27 protein-coding genes are annotated in these 25,001 nt (G+C 69.4%); 6 read left to right on the plus strand and 21 right to left on the minus strand.

All coding sequences use genetic code 11. The annotated features are described in order from the left end of the window. Positions 1 to 23 precede the first annotated feature (23 nt). The 3 genes from pyk to SACGLDRAFT_RS13510 all read right to left on the minus strand — a co-directional run bounded on the left by pyk (position 24) and on the right by SACGLDRAFT_RS13510 (position 4,248). Positions 24 to 1,448 (minus strand): pyruvate kinase, encoded by a 1,425-nt coding sequence (gene pyk / locus SACGLDRAFT_RS13500; RefSeq protein WP_005465350.1) that lies wholly within the window; start codon positions 1,446 to 1,448, stop codon positions 24 to 26. Between the two features lie 103 nt (positions 1,449 to 1,551). Beyond that, the gene (locus SACGLDRAFT_RS13505) at positions 1,552 to 3,060 is read right to left on the minus strand and encodes an SLC13 family permease (protein WP_005465353.1); all 1,509 of its coding nucleotides are present in this window, start codon (positions 3,058 to 3,060) and stop codon (positions 1,552 to 1,554) included. Positions 3,061 to 3,222: 162 nt separating this feature from the next. Then, positions 3,223 to 4,248, minus strand: a complete 1,026-nt coding sequence (locus tag SACGLDRAFT_RS13510) for a 6-phosphofructokinase (protein WP_005465355.1) — start codon at positions 4,246 to 4,248, stop codon at positions 3,223 to 3,225. A 260-nt stretch (positions 4,249 to 4,508) separates the two neighbouring features. On the opposite strand from SACGLDRAFT_RS13510, the gene SACGLDRAFT_RS13515 reads away from it, so the two are divergent. Further along, entirely contained in the window at positions 4,509 to 5,651 is a 1,143-nt protein-coding gene (locus SACGLDRAFT_RS13515) for a 3-deoxy-7-phosphoheptulonate synthase (protein WP_005465356.1), read from the plus strand. 10 nt (positions 5,652 to 5,661) lie between these two features. On the opposite strand, the gene SACGLDRAFT_RS13520 is transcribed toward SACGLDRAFT_RS13515, so the two are convergent. Together SACGLDRAFT_RS13520 and SACGLDRAFT_RS13525 are read right to left on the minus strand one after the other, a co-directional pair. Continuing rightward, positions 5,662 to 6,177, minus strand: coding sequence for a polyadenylate-specific 3'-exoribonuclease AS (locus tag SACGLDRAFT_RS13520; protein ID WP_005465357.1), 516 nt, complete (start codon positions 6,175 to 6,177; stop codon positions 5,662 to 5,664). A gap of 42 nt (positions 6,178 to 6,219) precedes the next feature. After that, positions 6,220 to 6,981, minus strand: a complete 762-nt coding sequence (locus tag SACGLDRAFT_RS13525) for a lysophospholipid acyltransferase family protein (protein WP_040919052.1) — start codon at positions 6,979 to 6,981, stop codon at positions 6,220 to 6,222. Positions 6,982 to 7,198: 217 nt separating this feature from the next. Between SACGLDRAFT_RS13525 and SACGLDRAFT_RS13530 the strand changes: the two genes are divergently transcribed. Next, on the plus strand, positions 7,199 to 7,960 hold the full coding sequence (locus tag SACGLDRAFT_RS13530) for an alpha/beta hydrolase (RefSeq protein ID WP_005465359.1): 762 nt from the start codon (positions 7,199 to 7,201) through the stop codon (positions 7,958 to 7,960). Then, positions 7,957 to 8,478, plus strand: a complete 522-nt coding sequence (locus SACGLDRAFT_RS13535; protein WP_005465361.1) for a hypothetical protein — start codon at positions 7,957 to 7,959, stop codon at positions 8,476 to 8,478. Before SACGLDRAFT_RS13530 ends, SACGLDRAFT_RS13535 begins: the two co-directional genes overlap by 4 nt. Positions 8,479 to 8,488: 10 nt before the next feature. Here the strand turns inward: SACGLDRAFT_RS13535 and SACGLDRAFT_RS13540 are convergent, their stop codons facing one another. The 7 genes from SACGLDRAFT_RS13540 to SACGLDRAFT_RS13570 are packed head-to-tail and all read right to left on the minus strand — an operon-like array spanning position 8,489 to position 13,580. After that, positions 8,489 to 9,346: an NUDIX domain-containing protein gene (locus SACGLDRAFT_RS13540; protein ID WP_005465362.1), complete on the minus strand. Its 858-nt coding sequence runs from the start codon at positions 9,344 to 9,346 to the stop codon at positions 8,489 to 8,491. A gap of 56 nt (positions 9,347 to 9,402) precedes the next feature. Further along, positions 9,403 to 10,344, minus strand: coding sequence for an ROK family protein (locus SACGLDRAFT_RS13545; RefSeq protein WP_005465363.1), 942 nt, complete (start codon positions 10,342 to 10,344; stop codon positions 9,403 to 9,405). Then, on the minus strand, positions 10,325 to 10,768 hold the full coding sequence (locus SACGLDRAFT_RS13550; RefSeq protein ID WP_005465364.1) for a hypothetical protein: 444 nt from the start codon (positions 10,766 to 10,768) through the stop codon (positions 10,325 to 10,327). Before SACGLDRAFT_RS13550 ends, SACGLDRAFT_RS13545 begins: the two co-directional genes overlap by 20 nt. Further along, positions 10,765 to 11,898: an ArsA family ATPase gene (locus SACGLDRAFT_RS13555; RefSeq protein ID WP_005465365.1), complete on the minus strand. Its 1,134-nt coding sequence runs from the start codon at positions 11,896 to 11,898 to the stop codon at positions 10,765 to 10,767. The genes SACGLDRAFT_RS13550 and SACGLDRAFT_RS13555 overlap by 4 nt, the downstream gene beginning before the upstream one ends. Before the next feature lies 1 nt (position 11,899). Next, positions 11,900 to 12,343, minus strand: coding sequence for an SRPBCC family protein (locus tag SACGLDRAFT_RS13560; protein WP_005465366.1), 444 nt, complete (start codon positions 12,341 to 12,343; stop codon positions 11,900 to 11,902). 33 nt (positions 12,344 to 12,376) lie between these two features. Next, positions 12,377 to 13,165, minus strand: coding sequence for a metallophosphoesterase family protein (locus SACGLDRAFT_RS13565; RefSeq protein WP_005465367.1), 789 nt, complete (start codon positions 13,163 to 13,165; stop codon positions 12,377 to 12,379). A 10-nt stretch (positions 13,166 to 13,175) separates the two neighbouring features. Beyond that, positions 13,176 to 13,580, minus strand: a complete 405-nt coding sequence (locus tag SACGLDRAFT_RS13570) for a polyketide cyclase / dehydrase and lipid transport (protein ID WP_198283503.1) — start codon at positions 13,578 to 13,580, stop codon at positions 13,176 to 13,178. Positions 13,581 to 13,696: 116 nt separating this feature from the next. On the opposite strand from SACGLDRAFT_RS13570, the gene SACGLDRAFT_RS13575 reads away from it, so the two are divergent. Beyond that, on the plus strand, positions 13,697 to 15,493 hold the full coding sequence (locus SACGLDRAFT_RS13575) for an AMP-dependent synthetase/ligase (protein WP_005465369.1): 1,797 nt from the start codon (positions 13,697 to 13,699) through the stop codon (positions 15,491 to 15,493). 45 nt (positions 15,494 to 15,538) lie between these two features. Here SACGLDRAFT_RS13575 and SACGLDRAFT_RS13580 read toward each other — a convergent pair whose 3' ends face one another. After that, the gene (locus SACGLDRAFT_RS13580) at positions 15,539 to 16,288 is read right to left on the minus strand and encodes a TetR/AcrR family transcriptional regulator (RefSeq protein ID WP_040919979.1); all 750 of its coding nucleotides are present in this window, start codon (positions 16,286 to 16,288) and stop codon (positions 15,539 to 15,541) included. Between the two features lie 98 nt (positions 16,289 to 16,386). Here SACGLDRAFT_RS13580 and SACGLDRAFT_RS13585 point away from each other — a divergent pair, with 98 nt between their 5' ends. Together SACGLDRAFT_RS13585 and SACGLDRAFT_RS13590 are read left to right on the plus strand one after the other, a co-directional pair. Then, entirely contained in the window at positions 16,387 to 17,364 is a 978-nt protein-coding gene (locus SACGLDRAFT_RS13585; protein ID WP_005465371.1) for a daunorubicin resistance protein DrrA family ABC transporter ATP-binding protein, read from the plus strand. Positions 17,365 to 17,426: 62 nt separating this feature from the next. Then, the gene (locus SACGLDRAFT_RS13590) at positions 17,427 to 18,194 is read left to right on the plus strand and encodes an ABC transporter permease (protein WP_083852988.1); all 768 of its coding nucleotides are present in this window, start codon (positions 17,427 to 17,429) and stop codon (positions 18,192 to 18,194) included. Positions 18,195 to 18,220: 26 nt separating this feature from the next. Here SACGLDRAFT_RS13590 and SACGLDRAFT_RS13595 read toward each other — a convergent pair whose 3' ends face one another. The 8 genes from SACGLDRAFT_RS13595 to SACGLDRAFT_RS13630 form a co-directional block, all read right to left on the minus strand. Then, complete coding sequence (locus SACGLDRAFT_RS13595) at positions 18,221 to 20,134, minus strand: peptidoglycan D,D-transpeptidase FtsI family protein (RefSeq protein ID WP_005465373.1); 1,914 nt, start codon at positions 20,132 to 20,134, stop codon at positions 18,221 to 18,223. Positions 20,135 to 20,176: 42 nt separating this feature from the next. Continuing rightward, the gene (locus SACGLDRAFT_RS22775; RefSeq protein ID WP_232283963.1) at positions 20,177 to 20,491 is read right to left on the minus strand and encodes an FtsB family cell division protein; all 315 of its coding nucleotides are present in this window, start codon (positions 20,489 to 20,491) and stop codon (positions 20,177 to 20,179) included. Between the two features lie 218 nt (positions 20,492 to 20,709). Next, positions 20,710 to 21,696 (minus strand): 16S rRNA (cytosine(1402)-N(4))-methyltransferase RsmH, encoded by a 987-nt coding sequence (gene rsmH, locus SACGLDRAFT_RS13605; protein ID WP_040919981.1) that lies wholly within the window; start codon positions 21,694 to 21,696, stop codon positions 20,710 to 20,712. A 116-nt stretch (positions 21,697 to 21,812) separates the two neighbouring features. Then, complete coding sequence (gene mraZ / locus SACGLDRAFT_RS13610; RefSeq protein ID WP_005465379.1) at positions 21,813 to 22,244, minus strand: division/cell wall cluster transcriptional repressor MraZ; 432 nt, start codon at positions 22,242 to 22,244, stop codon at positions 21,813 to 21,815. A 322-nt stretch (positions 22,245 to 22,566) separates the two neighbouring features. Next, positions 22,567 to 23,355: an ESX secretion-associated protein EspG gene (locus SACGLDRAFT_RS13615; protein WP_005465380.1), complete on the minus strand. Its 789-nt coding sequence runs from the start codon at positions 23,353 to 23,355 to the stop codon at positions 22,567 to 22,569. Further along, on the minus strand, positions 23,352 to 23,963 hold the full coding sequence (locus SACGLDRAFT_RS13620; RefSeq protein WP_005465381.1) for a hypothetical protein: 612 nt from the start codon (positions 23,961 to 23,963) through the stop codon (positions 23,352 to 23,354). The genes SACGLDRAFT_RS13615 and SACGLDRAFT_RS13620 overlap by 4 nt, the downstream gene beginning before the upstream one ends. After that, complete coding sequence (locus SACGLDRAFT_RS13625) at positions 23,960 to 24,556, minus strand: DUF3558 family protein (RefSeq protein ID WP_005465382.1); 597 nt, start codon at positions 24,554 to 24,556, stop codon at positions 23,960 to 23,962. The genes SACGLDRAFT_RS13620 and SACGLDRAFT_RS13625 overlap by 4 nt, the downstream gene beginning before the upstream one ends. Beyond that, positions 24,546 to 24,893 (minus strand): hypothetical protein, encoded by a 348-nt coding sequence (locus SACGLDRAFT_RS13630; protein WP_005465383.1) that lies wholly within the window; start codon positions 24,891 to 24,893, stop codon positions 24,546 to 24,548. The genes SACGLDRAFT_RS13625 and SACGLDRAFT_RS13630 overlap by 11 nt, the downstream gene beginning before the upstream one ends. Between the last annotated feature and the right edge of the window lie 108 nt (positions 24,894 to 25,001).

The raw sequence follows: 25,001 nt of genomic DNA on the forward strand, positions 1-25,001 counted from the left end.
GGCCGTGCCACCTCGTCGGTCCGTCAGGAGAGATCGTCCTCACCCAGCCGGTGCACCCGGATGAGGTTGGTGGACCCGACGGTGCCCGGAGGCGAACCGGCGACGATCACCACGACATCGCCGCGCTGGTACCGGCCGGTCTCCAGCATGGCGTGGTCCACCTGCTCGATCATGCGGTCGGTGGAGTCGACCTGCGCGACCAGGCGTGCCGTGGTGCCCCACGTCATGGAAAGCTGCCTACGCACGCTCTCCAACGGGGTGAAAGCCAGCAGCGGCAGCCGGGTGTGCAGGCGCGCGAGCCTGCGCACGGTGTCACCGGACTGCGTGAACGCGACCAGCGCCTTGGCGTTGAGCCGCTCCCCGATGTCGCGAGCGGCATACGAGATCACGCCCCGCTTGGTCCGCGGCACGTGGCTGAGCGGCGGCACGGCCGGCATGTCCGCCTCCACCGCCTCCACGATGCGGCTCATGGTCTTCACGGTCTCGATCGGGTACCGACCGACGCTGGTCTCGCCGGAGAGCATGACGGCGTCGGTGCCGTCGAGCACCGCGTTGGCCACGTCGGAGGCCTCGGCCCTCGTCGGCCGCGAGTTGCTGATCATCGAGTCCAGCATCTGGGTGGCGACGATGACCGGCTTCGCGTTCTCACGGGCGATCTGGATGGCGCGCTTCTGCACCAGCGGCACCTGCTCCAGCGGTAGCTCGACACCGAGGTCACCTCGCGCCACCATCAGGCCGTCGAAGGCGAGCACGATGGCTTCGAGGTTGTAGACCGCCTCGGGCTTCTCCAGCTTGGCGATGACGGGCACCCGGCCCTTGCCGACTCGGTCCATCACCTGATGCACGAGGTCGATGTCGGCGGGCGAGCGGACGAACGACAGCGCGACGAAGTCGACGCCGAGCTCCATGGCGAACTCGAGGTCCTCGATGTCCTTCTCCGAAAGCGCGGGCACCGAGACGTCCATCCCCGGCAGGGACACGCCCTTGTTGTTGCTGACCGTGCCGCCCTCGGTGACCTCGCAGACCACGTCGGGCCCTTCGACCCGTTGCACGACGAGGCCGACCTTGCCGTCGTCGACGAGCAGACGGTCACCCTCCTTGGCGTCCTTGGCCAGGCCCTTGTAGGTGGTGGAGACGCGGTCGTGGGTCCCCGCCACGTCCTCCACGGTGATACGCACGATGTCACCGGTGCGCCACTCCACGGGCCCGCCCGCGAAGGTGCCCAACCGGATCTTCGGCCCCTGCAGGTCGGCGAGGATACCGACCGCGCGCCCCGACTCCTCGGAGGCGGCACGGATCAGGTCGTAGACCTGCTTGTGATCGCCGTGGCTGCCGTGGCTGAAGTTCATCCTCGCCACGTCCATACCCGCGTCGACGAGCGCCCGGACCTTGTCCGCCGTCGCCGTAGCCGGGCCGAGGGTGCATACGATTTTCGCTCGTCTACTCACACCCGAACAGCGTAGCCGCTACGTCCGGGTACGTCTTTACCGATCCCGAAAACCTTCGCGCCACGGCGAGCGGGGCACCTCGTCGCCCCCGTCGCGGCCGTGATCAGTAGGTCAGTCCGAACACCCACGCGCCCAACGTGTAGGCGGCGAGGGTGACGAGGACGAGCGCGATGGCGTTGAGCCAGACACCGCCCCTCACCATCTGCCCGATGGTGACGTGGCCGGTGCCGAACACGATGGCGTTCGGCGGGGTCGCCACGGGCAGCATGAACGCGCAGGTGGCGGCCAGCGCGGCGGGAACCACCAGCACCATCGGTCCGTGCCCCAGGCCCACCGCGACGCCACCCAGGATGGGCAGGAACGTCGCCGCCGTCGCGGTGTTGCTGGTGAGCTCGGTGAGCACCAGTACGAGCAGCGCGACCACGGCGACCAACAGGATCAACGGCAGGGCTTCGAGCGCGCTGACCCGCTGGCCGATCCACTCCGACAGTCCCGTGTCGGTGAAGTGCTTCGACAGGCTCAATCCACCGCCGAACAACAGCAGGATGCCCCAGGGCAGTTCCTTGGCCGTGTCCCAGTCGAGCGTACGGACGTTCTCCCGCCGGTTCACCGGGAGCGCGAACAGCAGCACGGCCGCGGTGATGGCGATTCCCGCGTCGGAGACGTTGCCGAGCCACGGCATCGCGTTCGACACCACCTCGATCTCGGCGAGCGCGGGAACGACGATCCACGCCAGCGCGGCCAGCACGAACACGACCAGCGCGTTCCACTCGCCCCGGCTCATCGGCCCCAGGCTGTCGAGCTGCTGCCGGATGAGCTCGCGCCCTCCGGGCAGGGAGGTCAGTCTCGGCCGGAACACCCTGGTGAGCACGAACCAGGCGATCGCGAGGAACACCACCGCGACGGGCAGTCCGAACAGCATCCACTTGCCGAAGTGGATCGTGATGTCGAAGTTCTCCTCCAGGTAGCCGACGAGCAGTGTGTTCGGCGGGGTGCCGATGATCGTGGCGAGCGAGCCGATGGAGGCCGCGTAGGCGATACCGAGCATCAGGACGGTGGCGAAGTTCGGGTCGCCCTTGCCGTCGCCGAGCTGGGAGACGAGCCCGAGCACGGACAGTCCGATGGGAAGCATCATCACAGCGGTGGCGGTGTTGCTCACCCACATGCTGATGAACCCGGTGGCGATCATGAACCCGGCCACCAGCAGCACCGGCTTCGTGCCCACGGCCAGCACCGTGCGCAAGGCAATGCGCTTGTGCAGGTTCCAGCGCTGCATGGCCAACGCGATCATGAACCCACCCATGAAGAGGAAGATGATGTCGTCCGCGTACGGCGCGGCGGCGTCACCGATGTCGCTCACCCCGAAGAACGGGAACAGCACCAGCGGCAGCAGTGCCGTGACCGCCAGCGGAAGGGCCTCGGTGACCCACCAGATCGCCATGAGGACCGCGACGGCGGCGGTGATCTTGCCCGAACCGGAGAGGCTGTCGGGCAGAAGCAGGTAGACGGCGACGGCGAGCACCACACCCAGCGCCATCCCGATCCAGGATCTACGTGCCGCCGCCTCGTCGGGTGACGAGCTCCCGGACTCGCTCCTCACGGACTGTGCCATGACTCACCTCCGCCGTTGGAGTGTCCGGAATGTATCCCGATCACACGGTTCGGCCACCCGAAAGCGCGGCACCGAGAGGTGATTGTTGTGATTTTCCGTGAGCGAATGGCCCGGAGCGGGTCGTGAGGCCACCGAACGGACGATGGCCTCACGACGAACGGATCAACCGAAGAAGACCTCGGCCTCCTCGTAGCGCTCCGGCGGCACGGTCTTCAGTTCCGCGGTGGCCTCGGCCAGCTTGACCCGGGTGATGTCGGTGCCCCGCAACGCCACCATCACACCGAAGTCGCCTTCGGCCACGGCGTCCACGGCGTGCAGGCCGAACCGGGTGGCCAGCACCCGGTCGTACGCCGTCGGCGTACCACCGCGCTGGATGTGTCCGAGCACCACCGCGCGCGACTCCTTGCCGGTGCGCTCGGCGATCTCGTCGGCGAGCCACGTGCCGACACCGCCGAGCCGCACGTGCCCGAAGGCGTCCTTCTCCCCGCTCTGGAGCACCGCGGCCCCACCCTCGGGCAGCGCACCCTCGGCCACGACGATGATCGGCGCGTACTCCCGCTCGAACCGCCGCCGCACCCACTCGGCCACCTTCTCCACCGAGAACGGTCGCTCGGGGACGAGGATCACACTCGCCCCGCCCGCGAGGCCGGAGTGCAGCGCGATCCACCCCGCGTGCCTGCCCATCACCTCGACGACGAGTGCCCTGTGATGCGACTCGGCGGTGGTGTGGAGCCGGTCGATGGCCTCGGTGGCGATGTGGACGGCGGTGTCGAACCCGAACGTGTAGTCGGTGGCGCCGAGGTCGTTGTCGATGGTCTTCGGCACGCCCACGACCTTCACGCCGTCGTCGTGCAGCCGGTTGGCCACCCCGAGGGTGTCCTCACCGCCGATGGCCACCAGCGCGTCGATGCCCTTCTCCGCCAGCACCCGTTTGATGGTGTCGGCCCCACCGTCCTCCTTGTACGGGTTGGTCCGCGAGGAGCCGAGGATGGTGCCGCCACGGGTGAGGATGCCTTCGACGTCGTCGCGGGACAACCAGTCTCCCTTGCCCGTGAGGGGCCCACGCCAGCCGTCGCGGAAACCGAAGATCTCCCAGCCGTGGACCTCGATGCCCTTGAGGACGACCGCGCGGATCACCGCGTTCAGACCAGGGCAGTCTCCGCCGCCGGTCAGCACACCGACTCGCATATCTGCGCCTTTCAGTTGTTCACGTCACACCTTCGCCGTCAGAGTAGTCCGGGACACACTTGATCGGTGCAGCGACCGCTTCGGGCCGCCTGCTACAGTCTCGGCCGTGCAGCGCTTCTATTTCTGGTTTAGCGGGCCGGCCCGGAGCGGGTCGGTCGGCGAGACCGTGCGCTGACCGTCAACCTCCGAGCCGGACGACAAGCCGGCTCGGCAGCGTGGCACTCCCACCCGGCGAGGCGGCTTGCGGAAAGGAAGCCCCGATGCCGAACAACTCCATCCCGAGCGCCGTCACCTCCGACGACGGCGGTCTCGTCGATCCCACGGGCCGGTCGGCCGCGTTGGACAACTTGCGCACCTCGCGCGTCAGCCCGCTGCTCTCACCGGCCCTGTTACGGGCGGAGCATCCCATCACTCCCGCCGTCGCCAAGGCCGTCACGATCGGCAGGCGCGACACCGTCGAGATCCTCGACGGGCGCGACGACCGCCTGCTCGTGGTGGTGGGTCCGTGCTCCGTGCACGACCCCGACGCGGCCCTGCACTACGCGCGCCTGCTGTCCGAACACGCCGAGCGGATTCGCGACGAGGTGTGCGTCGTCATGCGCGTGTACTTCGAGAAACCGCGCACCACGCTGGGCTGGAAGGGCCTCATCAACGACCCGGATCTCGACGGCACGTACGCCGTCAACAAGGGGCTGCGGCTGGCCCGGCAGCTGCTGCTGGACATCTCCGAGCTCGGGCTCCCCGTCGGGAGCGAGTTCCTCGACCCGATCACCCCGCAGTACATCGCCGACACCGTGACGTGGGGGTCGATCGGAGCCCGTACGGCAGCGAGCCAGGTGCACCGCCAACTGTGCAGCGCGCTGTCCATGCCGGTGGGGATCAAGAACTCCACCGAGGGCGACGTGCAGGTGGCGGTGGACGCGGTGCGCGCCGCGGCGGCCAGTCACGTGTTCCCCGGCGTCAACGCCGACGGGCTCGCCGCGCTGGTGACGACCTCGGGCAACCCGGACTGCCACGTCATCCTCCGCGGCGGGTCGAAGGGCCCGAACTACGACGCCGAGACGGTGGCCGACACGCTCGCCCGGTTGCGCAAGGCGGGCCTGCCGGAGCGGGTGATCGTGGACGCCAGCCACGGCAACAGCCGCAAGGACCACGTGCGGCAGGCCGCCGTGGTCCGGGAGCTGGCCGAACGCATCGCGGCCGACGAGCCCGGCCTCACGGGCCTCATGATGGAGAGCTTCCTGGAGGCGGGGCGCCAGGACCTTACGCTCGGCAAAAAGGACGAGCTGGACTACGGCCGTAGTATCACCGACGCCTGTCTCGACTGGCCCACCACGGCGGAGCTACTCGACGACCTCGCCGCCGCGGTACGGGCCCGCAGGCGGCGCCGGGGGAACCGCTGACGTGACCGACTCAGGCCAACGGGAAGCCTCGTCGCCGGGCGAGATCTCCCCTGGCCTGCTCGATGATTCGCCAGCGCTCCAGGTTGTGTCGAGCGTCGGCGAGCGCGTCGTGGGCGTCGTCGGGCGGTGACGGCAGTTTCGGCCGCCCGACGTCCTCCCACCGTTGCCGCAGGTCACGGGTGAACCGCGGCAGTTGGCGGGGCAACGAGGGCATCGGCCCCCACAGCTGCGCGAGCGCCACGTGGTCGTAGGCGGCGTACCAGGCCCACAGCTCGATGCCGCCGCGCGGACGGCCGAAGAAGTCCAGCAGATCGGCGCGGATCCGTTCCCGGCTGCGCCACGCCGGGTCACCGGGCGAGGGCAGCTTCGTCAGTACGTGCTCCCGTACCCAGGGGCCCGCCTTCGAGGGATCGAACTCGGTGGACACCGCGTAGAATTCACGTCCCGACTCGTCCACGACACCTATCGAGACGAGATCGATGGTCACGCCGTCCTCGATGAATTCGGTGTCGTAGAAGAACCGCACGCCGGGCACGGTACTCGACGGCCGTGTTTCGCTCGCGCCCGGTCAGCCAACCCGTGACTCGGGCAGCCTCGCCACGTCACGGGCGTCGGCCTGCGCGGGCACGGAGGGCCGCAGTCCGGCCTTCTCCGCCGCGATGAGTTCCTTGGCCTTCGCCGCGTAGATGTCCACGTATTCCTGACCGGACAGCTCCATGAGCGCGTACATGATCTCGTCGGTGATGGACCGCTCGACGAACCGGTCGCCCGCGAGCCCTTCGTACCGGGAGAAGTCCAGCGGCTTGCCGAAGTGGATCTCCAACTTGCGCGGCCACCACATCTTCGAGCCGATGGGGTTGACCTTGTCCGTGCCGATCATGGCCACCGGGATGACGGGGACCTTGGCCTCCAGGGCGATCCTCGCGACCCCGGTCTTGCCCTTGTAGAGGCGCCCGTCGGGGGAACGGGTTCCCTCCGGGTAGATCCCGAGCAGATGGCCTTCGCGCAACAGCCGCACCGCGGTGTCGATGGCCGCCTGCGCCGCCGTGCCGCCCGACCGATCGATGGGGAACTGCCCCGCCCCGGTGAAGAACCACTTCTTGAGCCGACCCTTGAAGCCGGGCTCGGTGAAGTACTCCTGTTTGGCGGGGAAGGTGACCCGCCTCGGCACCCGGTTCGGCATGAAGAACGAGTCCGCGACGGCCAGGTGGTTGCTGGCGAGGATCGCACCGCCCTCGGCGGGCACGTTCTCGAGACCGGTCACCTTGGTCGGCCAGAACACCCGCAGGAGTGGCCCCAGCAGCACGTACTTCATGAGCCAATACAGCACTGCTTCTCGTTCCTCCTGACGACGGGTGGAATACCGACGGGACAGCGTACGAACCGCCGGTACCGGCGCACAACTGCCCCACCGTCATGAATACCGCACCGCGACGCGGCTCACACGACCATCCCCTCGGAGATCACAGGTTTCGCAACGACCGCGTTCTTCCGCGCCGACTCGTGCGAACATAGGGTGATGCGGCTTCGAGGGAGGATCACCGGGCATGCCTGTGCTCGCCGGCGCTGACCCCTTTGTCCACGACGGCAGCCGCGAGGTCGGCGTGCTGCTGTGTCACGGCTTCACGAGCACTCCCGCCACCATGCGCCCCTGGGGCGAGTACCTGGCGAAGGCCGACTACACCGTGCGCTGTCCCCGGCTGCCGGGCCACGGCACGACCTGGCGGGAATGCAACCGCACCCGCTGGCCCGACTGGTACGGCCGGCTGCGCGAGGAGTTCGCCGACCTGTCGCAGCGCTGCGCGGCGGTGTTCGTGTTCGGGTTGTCGATGGGCGGCACGCTCGCGCTACGGCTGGCCGAGGACCTCGGGGACGCGGTCGCCGGGCTCGTCCTGGCCAACCCCTCGGTGCTCAGCCGCAGACTCGACGTCAAACTCGCCACGCTGCTGGCCCCGGTGCTGCCCTCGGCGAGGGCGCTGGGGGGCGACATCGCCAAACCCGGCGTCGTGGAACTCGCCTACGACCGCACCCCGGTTCGCGCGCTGGCGAGCCTGTCGAGGTTGTGGGCCCTGGTCCGGCGGGACCTGCCGAAGGTCACTCAGCCGTTGTTGCTCGCCCGTTCGGCCGTCGATCACGTCGTGGAGCCCCTCAACGCCACCGTCGTCGCCTCCAACGTGCGTAGTGAGGACCTGCGCGAGGTAGTGCTCCACAACAGCTACCACGTCGCCACGCTCGACAACGACGCACCGTTGCTGTTCCAGCGCAGTGTGGAGTTCGTCGACTCCGTCAGACAGGTTGGTGCCCGATGAGCAGAGCTTCAGGAACGGACGGGCCCGAGGACGTGGACGCCACGTTCGCCAAGATCGTGGCGGATCTGCGGGCAGAGGGGTTCGGCGCCGACAGCGACGACATCGAGGATCTCCTCGTGGACGACGAGGAGGACGGCGGACGGGGCCGGACGCACCCACGGTCGAACCGCGAGCGGGAACTCCCCGCCTCCTCGGGCTGGCGCGAGTCGAGTACCGACTGGGACGAGACCATGTTCGGCGACGACCGGACCATGGGGCTCGACGAGGACGACGAGGAGCACTTCGTCCCACCGGAACCGCCGCCGCTGCCCCGTCCCCGCAAGGGCGCGATCGTGGTCCTGCTGTTCTTCGTGGTGGGGGTGCTGCTGCTCGTCGCACCCGGCTTGATCGGCCTCTCCAGGTCGATCGCGCTGCCGCTGGGCATGCTCTCCCTCGCCACCGGCATCGCTCTCGCGCTGCTACGGGTCAGGCAGGGGCCGCCCGACGGGGCCGACCCCGTCAACGGCGCCCAGGTGTGACGTCCCGACCTCACGCGGGACCGGACTCGTCGAGCACGTCCCACAGCTCGGCGGGGCCGAGCACCGCGCACCCGTGTTCCCCCACCCGGCGTCGCAACGCTCGATCGGCCGTGGCCACGACGACGTGGTCGCGGGGCCCGCTCGCCCGCAGCCGGGCCACCACCCGCACCACGGTGTCGTCGCCGTCGCCGGGCGCCTCCACGACCTCGACCCCCGGCACTCCCCCGACCCCTCGGGCCCGGCCCTCCGTCACCAGCACCACTCGTGGCCACCACCTCCAGTGCCGTCCGAGGTCGAGACCGAGGCGCGGCGCGACGACACCGCGAGCCGCCACCACGGCCAGCCGATCCCGCAGCCGCGCGGTGGCACCCGCCCGGTCCCGCCACCAACCGTCGGGACGGGAGCCCACCACGTTCGCGGAGTCCACGACGAGGACGGCCCGCCTGGCGAGCTGACCGCGCAGCTCGGGCCACGCCGCGGCGAGGCCGGAGGGCAACTCGGACGGCTCGACCTCGTCGGGCCGTACCCACCGCACCGAGACGTCGGGATCGGCAGGACCACGCGATTCCCCCTCCTCCCGCAGGGTCGCGAGCACGGTACGACCCCGCGTGTCGGGTTCCTCGACGGCGGCCAGCACGCGCACGGCCCGAGGCCCTACCCCGGCCTCCCACTCGACCGTCCCGATCGCCGTCGCGACCGGGGACTCACCGGAGGGCCCCGGAGCACCGAGCGGCGCCCACGGGCCGCCGTGGCCGGCTTCGGAGGCTCGGCGTCGCAGCAGCACCCCTCGTCGCGGGTCGGTCAGCAGCAGCCACCCCGCCCCGGACGGCTCCCGGCCGACGGAGTCCTCACTCGCACCTCGCGGCATCCCGCTCAGCCTAGTGGCGCGTGAGGCCTCCGCCCCGCGTCCGAGGTCACCTTGGCTCAGGCGCCGCGCTCACGAGCGAGGGCGGCGGCACCCACGATGGCGGTCGCGTCACCGAGCTGGGAGGTGCGGATGCGGGCGAGCGGCCGGTGACCGGCGCCGGTGAGCACCCTGGCGTAGTGTTCCCGCGCCTCGTCGGCGAACAGGGGCGCCGACTCCGCCACTCCGCCCGCGAGGACGATGACCTCGGGGTCGTAGACGTCGGCGATGAGGGCCAGTCCCTCACCGAGCCACCGGGCCAGCTCGGCGAACGCCTCCAGCGCCACGGGGTCGCCCTCCCTCGCCGCATGGGCGACACGGCGTCCGGTGATGCTCGCGGGGTCCACCAGGTCCCGTGCCAGCACGGTCGACCGGGAGGGGTGGCGGGCCAGCAGCTCGACCGCGGTGGCGGCGAGCGCGGTGCCGCTGCAGTACCTCTCCCAGCAGCCGCGTCGACCGCACGGGCAGGGACGGCCGTCGGGGACCACCCGCAAGTGCCCCAGTTCCGGCGCCACGCCGTGCGAGCCCCTGAAGACCTTCCCGTCCAACAGCAGTCCCGCGCCGATACCGGTGCCGATCGCGAGCAGCAGCGCGACCCCCGCGCCGCGGGCCGCGCCGAAGCGGTGTTCCCCGATCGCGGCGGCGTTGGCGTCGTGTTCGAGCGTCACGGGGACGTTCAGCCGTTTCGACATCCGTTCCACCACGGGTGCCTCACGCCAGGGCAGGTGCGGGGCGAACAGCACCGAACGCCGATCGGACCGCACGAATCCCGCCACGGCCAGCCCCACGGCGTCCACCGTGTGCCGGGCCCGCAGTTCCTCGACCACCGTGGTGATGGCGTCCTCCAGCGCGTCCTCGGCACCCGGTGTGGCCACCCCGGCGAAGTCGAGCACGCTCCCCGTGTTGTCGACGACCCCGGCTCTCACACTGGTGCCGCCGACGTCAATCCCGATCGCGAGCATCCGGCTCCCACCGGTCGCGAGGACGCACCGTGACGTGCTGGACTCGGCGGCCGCGACGCTTCTCCGGCTCGGGCTTCCTCGGGGACGGCCGAAATCCGGGCAGGTGCACCCCGTCCTCGGGCTCCCACCGGTCGGCCAGCACGGCCCGCAACAGAGCCAACAGCTGGGTCACGTGTTCGAGCACCCGAGCGGCCACGTCCACGCGCTCACCCCGGCACAGCGCCACCACGGCACACAGCGGGCACCGGTCCCGGTCGTCACACGCCGCGGGGTTCTCCTCGTCGCGAGCTCGTCCGTGGCCCGCCGCGATCACGCCGTCCAGCCAGGGCCGGGCGCGTTCCAGCACCAGGTCCACGAGCAGCCGGACCTCCTCGACAAGTCGGGTGGCGTCCGGCTGCTCGGCACCGTTCTCGGTCGTCGTCATGTGGGTTTCTCCAAGTGCACGAGCAGCCCACGCGCGTCGGACTCGGCGCCGGTGAGGGTGTACGGGCGCAGGGCTTCCGGCAGTGCGACGAGCCTGCGGAAACCGTCCACGGTGATGGCGAGATCGTCGTCGACGCGGGCGAGCTGGACGGTGGACTCCCGTGTCAGCGGCAGGACGACCCGCAGCTGGACCCCGGCCTCCACCTCGGTGGTCCGTAGCAGCGGGGTGACCTCGGGCTCCCCGAGCAGCGGGCTCTCCTGCCCGTAGAGTTCCTCCGCGATTTCGAGCAGGGCGGCCATCCCCACGGGTTCGACCGCGCGGTGTTCGACCATCCGCAGTGTGCGGCCGGTGAGGCCGCTCTCGCGGAGTTCGGCGACCACCTGTTCCTGCTGGGCGCGCCGCGTACGTAACCACGTCGCCGCGGTACCGCGCCACCACCCGGCGGCGGGCATCATGCGGTTGACGATCACCCCGTCGACGGTGATGCCGCGTAACGCGAGCGCGGTCAGGGTGCGTCGTGTCTCGGCGGCCACCACACGCTCGGGGGTGAGCACCAGCCGCACGGTGGTGGTCTCGTGGTCGGTGAGCATGGCGCGCAGCGACTCGACGTGCGCGGCGAAAGCGTCCACCGACCGGGCCACGCGGGTGGCCGACCGTCGTGCGGGCAGCCTCCGGAGGTAACCGGTGACGGCCTCGGGCAGGGCGAGCAGCCGCAGAGTCTCGGCGGTGGGCCCGCAGTCCACGACGACGTTCTCCCAGGGTCCCTCGTCGGCGAGACGTCGTACCCGTCCGAGCGACAGCAGTTCGTCCACACCGGGCAACACGGTGAGTTCCTCGGCGTCGAGCGTGTCCAGGCCCAGCCCCGACAGCATCGTCCTCAGCTCGCCACGCAGTGTGTCCCACGCATCGTCCACGAGGGCGCGGGCGTCGATCTGCGCACCGTACAGGAAACTGTCCACTTCGGAGGGCTCGTCGGTGAGCGTTCCGCCCACGGCGTCCGCGAGCGAGTGGGCCGGGTCGGTGGAGACCACCAACGTCTTGCGCCCCCGGCTCGCCAGGCACGCGCCCGTCGCGGCGGCAAGAGTGGTCTTGCCGACGCCGCCTTTTCCGGTGAACAGCAGGACACGCACGTCAGCTCCGGCTCTCCACCCGGCGTTTGAGTTCCCGCAGCGCCGTGTCCATGATCATCTTTTCGGCCTTGCGGCGCAGCAGGCCGATCATGGGCAGCGACAGCTCCACCGACAGCGAGTAGGTCACGCGCGTACGGTTGGCGTCGATCGGCTCCAGCAGGTACCGGCCCTCCTGGGCCTTCTGCATTTGCCCCTTCACCAGATGCCAGCTCACCGACAGTCCGTCGTCGGCCCAGTCGTAGGCGAGGGTGTAGACGTCCTTCACCGGTCCGGAGTCGAGAGTGAAGCGGACCTCGGCGGCCCGGCCCTTGTCGTCCGTGGCGAGTATCTCGGTCTCGCGCACGGCCTTCGCCCACTCCGGATACGCCGGCAGATCGGCGATGACGGCCATGATGGCGGCCGGGGCGGCTTCGATCTCGATGGACTGCGTGGACTGCTCCGCCATGAGGCTAGAGCGTAGCGGCCCGTGACCCGAGGCTCACCAGCGCAGCACGTACGGGGTGGCGGTGCGCTGGAAGTGACCGACGTTACGGCACTCGGTGAGGCCGACGCGCAACCGCCGCGACAGCGGTTGGTGGACGTGCCCGAACAACGCCCACCTCGGCTGCTGCGAGCGCACGAGGTCGAGCAGGGCTCGCGAGCCGGTCTCCAACCTGCGGGAGACCACGTCGTAGGTGAGTTCGGGCAGGGCCGGCGGGATGTGGCTGCACATCACGTCCACTTCGCCCAGCGCCGCCACCCGGCTGTCGAACTCCTCCCTGGACACCAGGTGGGGCCGCCAGACCCCGCTGCGCTTCGGCACCACACCGTCCGGCAGCAACGAACCGCCCACGAACCCGAACCGCAGCCCCCCGATCTCCACCACCCGGCCGTCCACCAGGTGCAGGCCGTCGCCGGTGAACTCGGACCACAACGCCGGGGCGTCGACGTTGCCCGGAATGGCGTAGGTCGGCGCCGTCATCGCGGGGAAGATCCGGGCGTACTGCTCGCGTACCGCCTCGTCGACGGCGGCGGCCGGGTCGTCGAGGCTTGCCCACAACGACTTCACGAACGCGTTCATCTCCGCGGCAGTGCCCTCCCGGCGCAGCCTCGCGAACGTGCTGACGTTCTCCACCCCGAACAGCCGACCGAAGATCCCGCCGCCGTGGTCGTGGTAGTCGATGAAGTCGAGCAGGTCCCCGAGCACGATCAGGGCGTCCGCTCCCTCGCCCGCCCGCGCCAGGGCCTCGTGGTTGCCGTGCACGTCCGAAACGACATGTACCCGCACGGACGACACCCTAGCCGGGACCGGGCGAGGCGGGTGCCACGCCGGGTTCGCGACCGTCCTCCAGTACTTCCTTCAGACCGAACGCGATGGCCTTCGCGGCTCGGGCCCTGCGGTCGGCCTCCCGGCGCAGCCGGGACGGGGTGAGTCGCGGCCCGACCGGATCGGCGCGCAGGAAGTAGTGCAGGACCGTGCCGTCGAGCACGGGTTCCAGCCACACCTCCATCGTCCCGACGAGGGCTCCGCGCACGGTCCAACGCAGCCCCTCGTCACCTCGGTCGGTGTAGACTTCCAGCACGAGATCGGGCCAGTACGACCGCCACGACCGCGGGTCCGCGAACGCTGCGGCCACCGTGCTCGGCGGTACCGCGATGAAGGTCTCGTCGACAATGTCGAGAGCGGGTGCGTTCTCGTTCACTGACACCAGTGCAGAATCGCACGACTTACGGAGACCACAGCCCCCGGGCATAGCCAAACCGCTTTCCAGGAGTTAGGTTGACCGCCGAGTAACATCTGTAGAACACGGAGGTTCACGTGCGCGAGTACAGCGCTCCCGCGATCGCTGCGGTTGCCGACGACGAGAACATGTCCGACGTCGTGTGGGTCAACGCCGAGCGGTTCGGGGAGACCGTGAGTTTCCGCCGACAGCTCGATGGATCGTGGCGGGACGTCACCGCCAGGGAGTTCGCCGCGCAGGTTCTCTCCGTCGCGAAGGGTCTCGTGAAAGCCGGCGTCAAGCAGGGCGACCGAGTGGCCCTGATGTCCAAGACCCGATACGAGTGGACGCTGATCGACTTCGCGATCTGGGCCGCCGGTGGCATCACCGTCCCGATCTACGAGACCTCCTCGGCGGAACAGGCGCACTGGATCCTCACCGACTCCGGCGCGAAGGTCGCCGTCGTCGAGACCGCCGCCCACGCCGAGACGATCGAGTCGGTACGCGGCCGGCTCTCCGATCTCGAACACGTCTACCAGATCGAGGGCGACAAGCCCGCCGTCGAGCAGCTCACCGAGCTCGGCAAGGACTTGGCCGACGACGAGATCCACGGCCGCCGTCGCGCCGTGAAGGCGAACGATACGGCCACAATCGTCTACACGTCCGGCACCACGGGCCGCCCCAAGGGCGTCGTCCTCACCCACCGCAACCTGCTGGCCGAGGTCCGCGCCGACATCAAGGCGTTCCCCAAGCTGATGGAGGCGGGCAACTCCCTGTTGCTGTTCCTCCCGCTGGCCCACATCCTCGCCCGCGCCATCGCGCTGACCGCCTTCACCTCGCGTGTCACCCTCGGTCACACCCCCGACATCAAAAATCTCGTCGGTGACCTCGGCACGTTCCGGCCCACGTTCGTGGTCGCCGTGCCGCGCGTGTTCGAGAAGGTCTACAACACCGCCAAGCTGAAGGCCCACTCGGAGGGCAAGGGCAAGATCTTCGACGCGGCCGAGGCCACCGCCGTCGCCTACAGCCGGGCCAAGGACACCGGCCGCATCGGGTTCGGGCTGCGGTTGAAGCACGCCGTGTTCGACAAGCTCGTGTACACCAAGCTGCGCGCCGCGCTCGGCGGACGCTGCATCGCGGCCGTCTCGGGCGGTGCCCCGCTGGGTGGGCGGCTCGCGCACTTCTTCCGCGGCCTCGGCGTGCCGGTCTTCGAGGGCTACGGTCTGACCGAGACGTCCGCGGCGGCCCACGTGAACACCGAGGAAGCGTTCAAGGTCGGCACCGTGGGCAGGCCGGTGGCGGGCACGTCGGTGCGTATCGCCTCCGACGGCGAGGTGCTGTTGAAGGGTGACGTCGTCTTCACCCGGTACTGGAACAACGAGCAGGCCACCGGCGAGTCGCTGGAGGACGGCTGGTTCCACACCGGCGACCTCGGCGAACTCGACGACGAGGGCTTCCTGAAGATCACCGGCCGCAAGAAGGAGATCATCGTCACCGCCGGCGGCAAGAACGTCGCGCCCGCGGGCCTGGAGGACACGCTCAAGGCCAACCCGTTGATCAGCCAGGCGATGGTGGTGGGCGACAAGCGGCCGTTCATCGGGGCCCTGATCACGATCGACGAGGAGTTCTTCCCCACCTGGAAGTCCCAGCACGGCAAGCCGGAGAACGCGACGGTGGCCGACCTCGTCGACGACGCCGATCTCCGGGCCTCGGTCCAGGAAGCGGTCGACGAGGCCAACAAGCAGGTCTCGCACGCCGAGGCGATCAAGAAGTTCGTCATCCTGCCGAACGACTTCACCGAGGCGGGCGGCGAGGTGACCCCGAGCATGAAGCTCAAGCGCAACGTGGTCAGCAAGAACTACGCGAACGCGATCGAGCAGCTCTACACGAAGTAGACCTCGGTCGGCCGCGGGCCGCTTCCCGCGCCCGCGGCCGACCGCTCACGACCGGGTCCCGCCGCGGTCGGCCACAGTGGCCTCGATCCCGGTGAGAAGGCGGTCGAGAGCCCGGTCGAACAGGGCCTCGGCGTCCAGTCTCGACAGAAGCGACTCGGTCACGAAGCGGGTGAAGTATGGGTACTCCCCGCTGTCGGCGATCTTCCTCACGTACGCGTCGAGGGCGCGTTCGGCTTCTTCCGCGTCCGGCTCGGCCCCGAACACCTCGGCCAGGTCGAGTTCCTGACGGACGTGTCCGACGGTCCAGGTGCCCACCAACAGGACCGTCTCCATCATCTCGTCGATGTCGAGCCCGAGACCGTCCACGAGCTCCAGGGACCGCTCGAAGTACCGGAGCGCGTTCGGCCCGAGGACGGGCCGCGACCCCCACACCCGTAGCAACCACGGATGCGCGCGCAGCACGTCGCGGTAGGCGTGGGCGAGCTTCCGCAGGTCTCGCCGCCATCGGCCGGTGGGTTCGGGCCATTCCTGCCGGGCGTACATGCGGTCGGCGACGAGCTCGATGAGCGACTCCTTGTTCGCCACATACCGGTAGAGACTCATCGCGCCGGTGCCCAGTTCGGTGGCGACCCTGCGCATGGTGACCGCGTCGAGCCCCTCGCTGTCGGCGATCGCGATGGCCGCGTCGGCGATCTGTTCTCTCGTGTAGGAAGGCGCCGGCCCGCGCGCGGGCCGCGGTGAGGTGGTCCACAACCGGAGCCGCGTTCGAAGGGGCGACTCCCCGTTCGTTGCCATATCCGTCCGATCGACGAACACCGTCAATTGCATTGCGTACGTTGTACTCGGTTGGCTAGTTTAGCCGCGTACAGCTCACCCAGTTCTGGGGGAAATCCATGTCGATCGCAACCGGCGACGCCGTGGTCGTCGCCGAAGGAGTGCACAAGAGATTCGGGAACACCCAGGCGCTGGCGGGACTGGACCTGACCGTTCCCCGAGGCACGGTCTACGGGTTGCTCGGCCCCAACGGCGCGGGCAAGAGCACCACGGTCCGCGTGCTCGCCACCCTCACGCGACCCGACCGGGGAAAGGTCACGGTCGCGGGTCACGACGTCGTTCGCGAGCCCGCCGCCGTCCGCGCCAAGATCGGCCTGGCGGGACAACACGCCGCGCTCGACGAACAACTCACGGGACGGGAGAACCTGCGCATCTTCGGCAGGCTGTTCCGGCTCGGCTCCGCCCGCGCCAAGGCTCGTGCCGACGAACTGCTCGAACGGTTCGACCTCGCCCACGCGGGCGACCGTCTCGTTCGCACCTACTCGGGCGGGATGCGAAGACGGCTGGACCTCATCTCCAGCCTCATCGTCTCCCCGACGGTGCTCTTCCTCGACGAACCCACCACGGGACTCGACCCGCGCAGTCGCAACGAGATCTGGGCGACCGTGCGCGAACTGGTCGACGAGGGCACCACCGTCCTGCTCACCACCCAGTACCTCGACGAGGCCGACCAACTGGCCCAGAACATCGCCGTGATCGACCACGGGAAGGTGATCGCGTCGGGAACCCCGCACCAGCTCAAGGCCCGTATCGGGGGCCGGCTCGACGTCGTCGTGGCCGACCGGGCCGAGCTGCCCCACGCGGCGCGGGCGCTCGGAGCCCTCACCGGCGCGAACGCCGAACCGGACGTCGACGCCGAACGCGCGTGGGTGTCGGTACCGGTCGGCACCGACGACGTCACCCTGCCCGACGTCGTGCGCCACCTCGACCAGGCCGGTGTCAAGGTCGTGGACGTCGGTCTTCGCAAACCCACGTTGGACGAGGTTTTCCTGACCCTGACCGGCACGTCCGGCTCCGAGAAGGAGGAGACCCGGTGACGACGTCGACCCAGCTCCCCGTCCCCTCCGGCGGGTCCCTGCGCGCCGGCCTGTCCGACGGGATGACGATCCTGACGCGCAACCTGCTCAAGCTGAAGCACCAACCCGGCCAGATCGTCGCCACTTTCGCGTTCCCGTTGGTCTCGGTGGTGTTGTTCGGATACGTCTTCGGCAGCGCCATTCCCATTCCCGGCGGCGGAAACTACCGCGAGTACCTCATGCCGGGGTTGTTCGTCATGAGCTCCGTGCTCGGCGTGATGGGCTCCCTGATGGTCATCGCCAAGGACAACGGACTCGGGGTCATGGACCGGTACCGGTCCATGCCCATGGCGCGCTCGGCGGTGCCGTTCGGACAGACGGCGGCCGATCTGGTGACCGCCGCGGGCGGGCTCGCGATCATGGCTCTCTGCGGTGTGTTGTTCGGGTGGCGGGTCCACAACGGTCTCGGTGCGACCGTCGCGGGGTTCGCTCTCATCCTGCTGTTGCAGTACGCCGTGTCCTGGATCGGCGTCTACCTCGGGTCGCTCTTCGCAAACGAGGAGACGGCCGCCCGCATCGGACCGCTCCTCATGCCACTCACCATGATCTCCAACGTGTTCGTGCCCACCGACGGGATGCCCGCCGTACTGCGCGTGATCGCCGACTGGAACCCCGTCAGCGCCGCGACGGCCGCCTGCCGGGAGTTGTTCGGCAACCCCGGGCTCCCACTGGGCGAGGACGCGGCCTGGCCGCTCCAGCATCCCGTGCTCGCGACACTGGGCTGGTGTGTGTTGTTCCTCGTGGTGTTCGTGCCGTTGGCCGTCCGCAGGTTCCGCACCGCCGGGCTGTGAGAGACACCGCGGGTGGGACCGATCCGTCAGCGCACGAGTCTCACCCGCGGGCTCTCCTGATCGGTGACCGGGATGTTGTACCGCTGCGCGAGGTAGGACGCGACCTCGGAGAACAACGCGCCCGCCGAACTTCCGCCGGGGATCGTCGTGTCGGGTGCGTCGAGCCAGATCCCGACCACGAACCTCGGTTCGTCGGCGGGCAGGATGCCCGCGAACGTGATGTTGTGCAGCCGGTTGCTGTACGCGCCGGTCTTGGGGTCGACCTGCTGTCCCGTGCCGGTCTTGCCCGAGATCCGGTAGCCCTCCAACGCGGCCTCGGGCGCGGTACCGCTGTAGGCGTACTCGCCACCCTGCGTCGTCGCGAGCAGCATGTTCTTCACCGTGTCGGCCGTCTTCGGGTCGGTGACGCGGACGGACTTCGGAGCCGGTTCGGGAATTCTGCGCCCGTCCGGGGTGATCTTCGCCTTGACGACACGCGGCTCGACCCGGACCCCGCCGTTGGCGATGGCTTGGTACATGCTCGTCATCTGCACGACCGTCATCGACAACCCCTGGCCGATGGGAAGGTTGCCGTACGTCGTCCCCGACCACTGGTCGCGCGGCGGCACGTAACCGGGGCTTTCACCGGGAAGCCCGATGTTGGTGCGTTGTCCGACGCCGAACTTCTCCAATGTCGACAGAAACCGGTCGGGGCCGATCTTGTCGGCCAACAGCAGCGTGCCAACGTTGGATGACTTCGCGAGGATGCCGGTGACCGTGAAGTTCTGGGTGCCGTGCGACCAGGCGTCGTGCACCGTGTGGTCGGCCACCGGCAGGGACCCCGGCACGGACAGCTCCGTCTCCGGCGTCACCAGTCCGGACTCGATGGCCGCGGTGGCGGTGATGACCTTCGCCACGGAACCCGGTTCGAACGGGCTCGACACGGCCGGGTTCCCCATCGCCTCGGTCGACGACGGCGGTTCGTTCGGGTTGAACGTCCGATGGTTCGCCAGCGCGTACACCTCGCCCGTGTGCGCGTCGAGGATCACGGCACTGCCGCCCTTGGCGTCCACCTTGTCCACATAGGCGGCCAGACTGCGCTGGAGCTCGTACTGCACGTCGGAGTCGATCGTCAGTTCGAGGTCGGAGCCGGGCGTGGCGGGCTGCACATCCCGCTCGGTGCCCGGAATCACGACGTCGGCACCCTGCGCGGTGTCCACGATCTGCCTGCCCGGCGTACCGACGAGGTCGTCGTCCCGGTAGAACTCCAGCCCGGACAACCCGTGCAGGTTGTGCTCGTGCACGTCCTCGCTGTCGGTGCGCCAGTTCGCGTAGCCGACGATGTTCGCGGCGACCTCCTCGCCCGGATACACCCGCTTGGCCCGCTTCTCATACCCGATCTCGGGGAATCGCTGGCTGATTCGTTCGGCCACCGAGGGCTCCACGTCGTCGACGAGGTAGGTGAAACTCGCGTCCTTGTGGAAGCTGTCGAGCAGCTCCCGCTCGGTGACGAGGTCGGGCACCTGCCGGGCGATGTGCTCGGCGATCTCGGCCGCTCGCGTGTCGAAGTTCTGGTTCGACTCCGGGTGCTCCCGCGCGTACTCGGCCCAGTCCTCCCGCATCTGCCGCAGGTTCACCCAGAGCTTGCGGGTCTCCACACTAAAGGCCAGTTCCGAACCGTTGCGATCCAGAATGGACCCACGCTCGGCCGGGATGTCGATGATCGTGGTCCGCTGCCGTTCGGCGCGTTCGGACAGCGCGGCGGCCTCGAAAGCCTGGATGTGCACCAGCTTGAGACCCGCCGCCACCAGCACGAGGGTCAGCACGATGCGTCCCACCACGAACCGGTTGCGGTTGTTGCGAACCGTGGTGGCGGAGCGGCGCCTGCGGGCCCGGACGGAATACGTCCGATGCGGACCACTGCCCGACTGGGCCCCCCGTATGCCGCGTTGCCGCGCCATCACCGCTCTCCCCTCGTCACGTCCGTGCGTCGTCCTCGCCCGTCAGTCGTCGTCCCGAGCGTCGTCCGACCGTGATTTCGGCGCCGTGGCCTTCACGGGCTCCCCCACCACCGTGATCGAACCGTCCTCCCGCACCACCAACCGCGCGGGATTTCCTCCCGGAACCATGCCCAATGCCTCGGCGCGTTCCGCCAGGGACGCCGGTGACTGCAATCGGCCCACTTCCCTGCGGAGCTGTTCGGCGCGCTCGGCGAGCTGCGCGTTGCGTTCCTTGAGCTGGTCGAGCCGATAGGAGTCGGCGATGGCCTGTGTGGACAACCACAGCGACACGGCCACGCCGCACAGCATGAGAGCCATGAGGACGATCACGAAGGTGGCCCGTGACCGGGGCCAGTTCTGCAACCCCAGCCGAGCGGCCCCCGTCCTTCCCCGCGCCTCCCACGCCGCGGTGCTCCGTCCGGCCTTACGGGCATAAGCACGTCGGGCGGCGGCACTACGCCCACCGCCCGACGTCGACGTGGTGGCTCTCTTGGAGCCGGAGGATGTCGAAGCGGACCGACTACGGGTCGACGCCGTCATTCCTCATCGGCTCCCCTCTTCTCCGCCGCGCGCAACCGGACGGACGCCGCGCGCGGGTTGCGCCGGATCTCCTCCTCGTCCGCCTTCTCGGCCCCCCGTGTCACCAACCGCAGTTCGGGTCCGTGTCCCGGCAGCTCCACGGGCAGGCCTTCGGGAGTCCGGGACGTCGCCGCCTTCGCCAGCGCCTGCTTGACGATGCGGTCCTCCAAGGAGTGGTACGACTCGACGACGATGCGCCCGCCCCCGGCCAACGCCGCGATGGCGGCCGGCACCGCCTCGCGGAGGATGTCGAGTTCGGAGTTGACCTCGATGCGCAACGCCTGGAACGTGCGCTTCGCGGGGTGACCACCGGTGCGGCGGCTCGGCGCGGGCACCGTGTCGTACAGCAGCCGCACCAATCGCTCACTGGTGTCGAAGGGACGTCGTTGCCGCTCGTTCACCACGGCTTTCGCGATTCGCCGGGCGAACTTCTCCTCGCCGTAGTCACGCAGGATCCGGGTCAACTCGTCGACCGAGTACGTGTTGAGAACGTCGGCCGCGGTGGGACCCCTCGTGGGGTCCATCCTCATGTCGAGCGGAGCGTCGCGCGCGTACGCGAACCCGCGCTCGTCCAGATCGAGCTGCATGGACGACACCCCGAGGTCCATCAGCACGCCGTCGACCTCGGACAGACCGAGGTCGACGAGGACCTCCGGGATGCGGTGGTACACGGTGTGGACGAACCGCACCCGGTCACCGTGGCGTGCGAGTCGTCGTCGCGACCGCTTTAGTGCCTCCGGATCGCGGTCGAGCCCGATCACCCGCAACCGGGGATAGGCGTCGAGCAGCGCTTCGGTGTGTCCCCCGAGTCCGAGCGTGGCATCGACCACGACGGCGTCGCGGTCGGCCACCGCGGGCTCGAACAGTTCGATCACCCGTTCCACGAGCACGGGAAGATGCGTGGCATCGGCTGAGAAGCCACTGGTTCCGGCACCGTCGGTCACGACACTCACTCTCTCGTCGGCAGCCTCCGTCCCCTGAAAAGGAGAACCGGATGCCGTCAGGTTGCGGACCTGATACCGGGGAAGTTGCATCAGGGCCGCAGCCTCACGCCATCCGGTCAGAATATTCCCGGCAGGATCTCCTCCTGCGCCTTCGCGTAACTGTCCTCGTGTTCCTCCAAGTAGCTCTCCCAGGCGCGGGCGTCCCAGATCTCCAGCCGCGTGATGGCGCCGATGACCACGCACTCCTTGGTCAGCCCGGCGTAGCGGCGAAGCTCCGGAGCGATCGCGATGCGCCCTTGCCCGTCGGGACGCTGTTCGTCAGTGCCCGCGAACAGGTATCGCTGGTAGGCCCTCACCGATTCGTTGGTGAACGGCGCCTCCGCTACCTTGCGGGCAAGCTGTTCGAACTCGGCGCGCGGGAAGACGAAGAGGCAGTGGTCCTGTCCCTTGGTGATCACCAAACCACCCGCCAGCGCGTCGCGGAACTTCGCGGGCAGCGTGAGCCGCCCTTTGTCGTCCAGCTTCGGGGTGTGGGTGCCGAGGAACACCGGCCTCCACCTCCCTATCGACCAGCGAGAGGACTCGGGGTCCGTCGAGATGGACCACGGAGTACCCCTTTCGCCCCACTGGCCACCACCGTACCCCACTTTGCACCACAGTCAACGGCAAAGCGCCCACTTCTCCGTGGTTCAGTCCGCATTTGTGCAGGCAACGGCGGGATACGTCGTGGGCGTCGCCGCACCGGGTGACGCCCGATCGGTGCGTTCGGACGTTCCTTCCTCGCTCGTCCCGGTGACACGGGACGAATGGAGCGGCCCCGTGGCGACTCGTTCGGGCGCGGCCGCGGGAGAAGGCGCGGTGGGGGTTCACTCACCCACTGCCGAGACCACCTCGCGGCACTGCGTCGAGTTCCGCCTCGTGGGCCAGATCCGCCAGCCGCGCGGCGAGTCTCGGCGGATCGGTGGGCACGAGGCTCAACCACTGTTCACCGGCCCGACCCTCCGCGACCGCGCCGAGGTAGCCGCCCTCGTCCGTGACGAACCAACTCACCCCACCCATGCGGTGCAGCTTCGTCCCGCGACGGACTCGGATCGAGAACTGTCCGGCGGCCAGCACCGGCCTCGATTGAATGGCCAGCGCCTCCCGCGCCTGCTGCTCGAACACACGCGCGCGGCGCGTGTTCGAATGCTCCGTCGCCGCGTCGGCGACCGTGGTGAGTGCCGAGGCGGGAAGGTTCACTCCCATGCCGGGGCCCGCGTCGAAGTCGGGGAGCACGCCGACCACCGCTCCGAACGCCTCACCGGCGTGGATGGCGGTCAGGGCGACCGTACGTCGAGGTTGGACGGCCAACACGCCCCGGTCGCCCACCACCGCGGCGACCGCCCGCACCGGCTCGGGGTCGGACAGGTCGGCCAACGCCTCGCACTCGACCGTGAGGGACGCTCGCGCGAGCAGATCGAGTCGCTCCCGCAACTCGGGATCGAGTTCCCCGCCGCGCACGAGGCCGCGTTCGGCGAGATTGGCGTACACCTCCTCCCGAATGCGGGCACGTTCGTGGTCCGTCCGCCCCACGCTGCGCACCACCAACGGCGCGGGGCTACCGGAACAGCCGAGATCGGACCACAGGATGTCGAAGGCGGACGCCGACACCCGGATCACACCGGGACCGACCTTCCGGTCATCGAAACGGCACCGCCTGCCCTCTCGGAGGCGCCGTGGGTCAACGACGGTGGCTCGGGGAAACGCGTGTCGGGAACCGCCTCCCCGAGCGCGGTGTCCCGCGCGTACATCACGTCGATCGCGCGTTGCCGTGCCTCCTCGGCCTCGGCTCTCCGCGCCGCCATCGCCTCGGAAAGCCCCACGAGCTGCCACACGTCACCACTGGTGACGGCCTCTCGGATCATCGTGCCCGGATCGTAGGGCACCGGCTCGGGCATCTGCGCTCTCGCTCGGGCCGCGGCCTCGGCCTGTCCCGCCACAGCGCGTCCGAGCACTTCCGAAAGCTCGGCCGCCCGCCGCGACCACGCCCCGGCCTCACGGACCACCGAGCGCAGCGCCTCCGCGGCGTCGCCCCGCCACACGCTCTCCCCGCGGCCCGACAGGTCGACGAGGACCTCCCCCGCCTCCCGCAAGTCCTTCGCCAACTCCGTCCACTCACGACTGATCTCACCCGCCGCCGCGGGATCGTTGCCCTCGCCGACCTCCCGGTACATCTGCTCGTGGCTGTAGGACTCGTAGCGGCGATCGGCTACTGGCTTCGCGGTCATGCCACCTCCGGTTCGATCAGCTCGGCCACCGTGGTAGCGCGAGTGCAAGCGCGTTCCGTGTCCCGGAAGTCGGCCGTGGTCACGTCGATGTGGATGGTGCGTACGCCGGGACTCTCGGCGGCCAGGGACACCGAGCACGTCCCGTCGTCGACGGCGCGGTCGGCGATGAGCAGCGCCGGCGTGGCCCCCACGCGCAGTTCCTCCGCCTCCGGGGTTCGGGCCCGGATGGCCGCGAGGTCCGTGTGGTCGTCCACCGTGACCGTGACCCCGAAGGAACCGGGCTCCACGTAGTCACAGGCAAGCGACCCGGCCACCGTGATGGGCTCTCCCGGCGACGTCAGGCCGACCGATGACCGATCGCGCGCGTCGAGCAGAGCGCACGGGTCGAGTTCCGCCTCGCCCGGCGAGGACCGCGTGGTGGGAACGGTGGTCGGGGCGGAGTTCACGCCTTCCGGGTCTTCGCCGCCTTTCGCGTCCGCCGCGGCCTCGAGTCCTCGCTCGGACACGCCACATCCCGCGGTGGCGACGAGCAGTCCGACCACCACCGGCGCGAGCCGACCTCCGAGCGCGCGCACGCGGACGTCAACCCCCACCCACGCAGTCCACTCCGTCGGAGGCCGCGCGGTCCTGCTCGTCGTAACGACGCAGGGCGACGTCGATGCGTTCCTTGAGGTCCTGGATCTCCCGCCCGAAGCGGGTCAGCGACTCGACGGCCGAGCCGGTGTCGTCGATGCCGTACCTCGCCATGAACTCGCCGATCTCCTTGGCGTAGCCCTCGCCGAGAGGCACCGAGCGGCCGAGCACCTTGGCCCGGCGCACCATTCGCCCCACCGCGTCCTGCACCTCGCTCAACTTGGCGAAGGTGTCGGCGGCGAGGTCGGGTGCGACGGCGAAACCGTCCGACGGCACGCGCACGTCGACTTCGCTCATTACCGCACCTCTCTCGGTAGCCGACCGACTACGCTGCAGTAGCGTAGGCGAGTTCGGACTTCCGCCAAGATCTGTGGTCGGAACTCACCTGAAAGGGGCAATACTCCC

The sequence above is a fragment of the Saccharomonospora glauca K62 genome (assembly GCF_000243395.2).
In the GTDB taxonomy this organism is placed as follows: Bacteria; Actinomycetota; Actinomycetes; order Mycobacteriales; family Pseudonocardiaceae; genus Saccharomonospora; species Saccharomonospora glauca.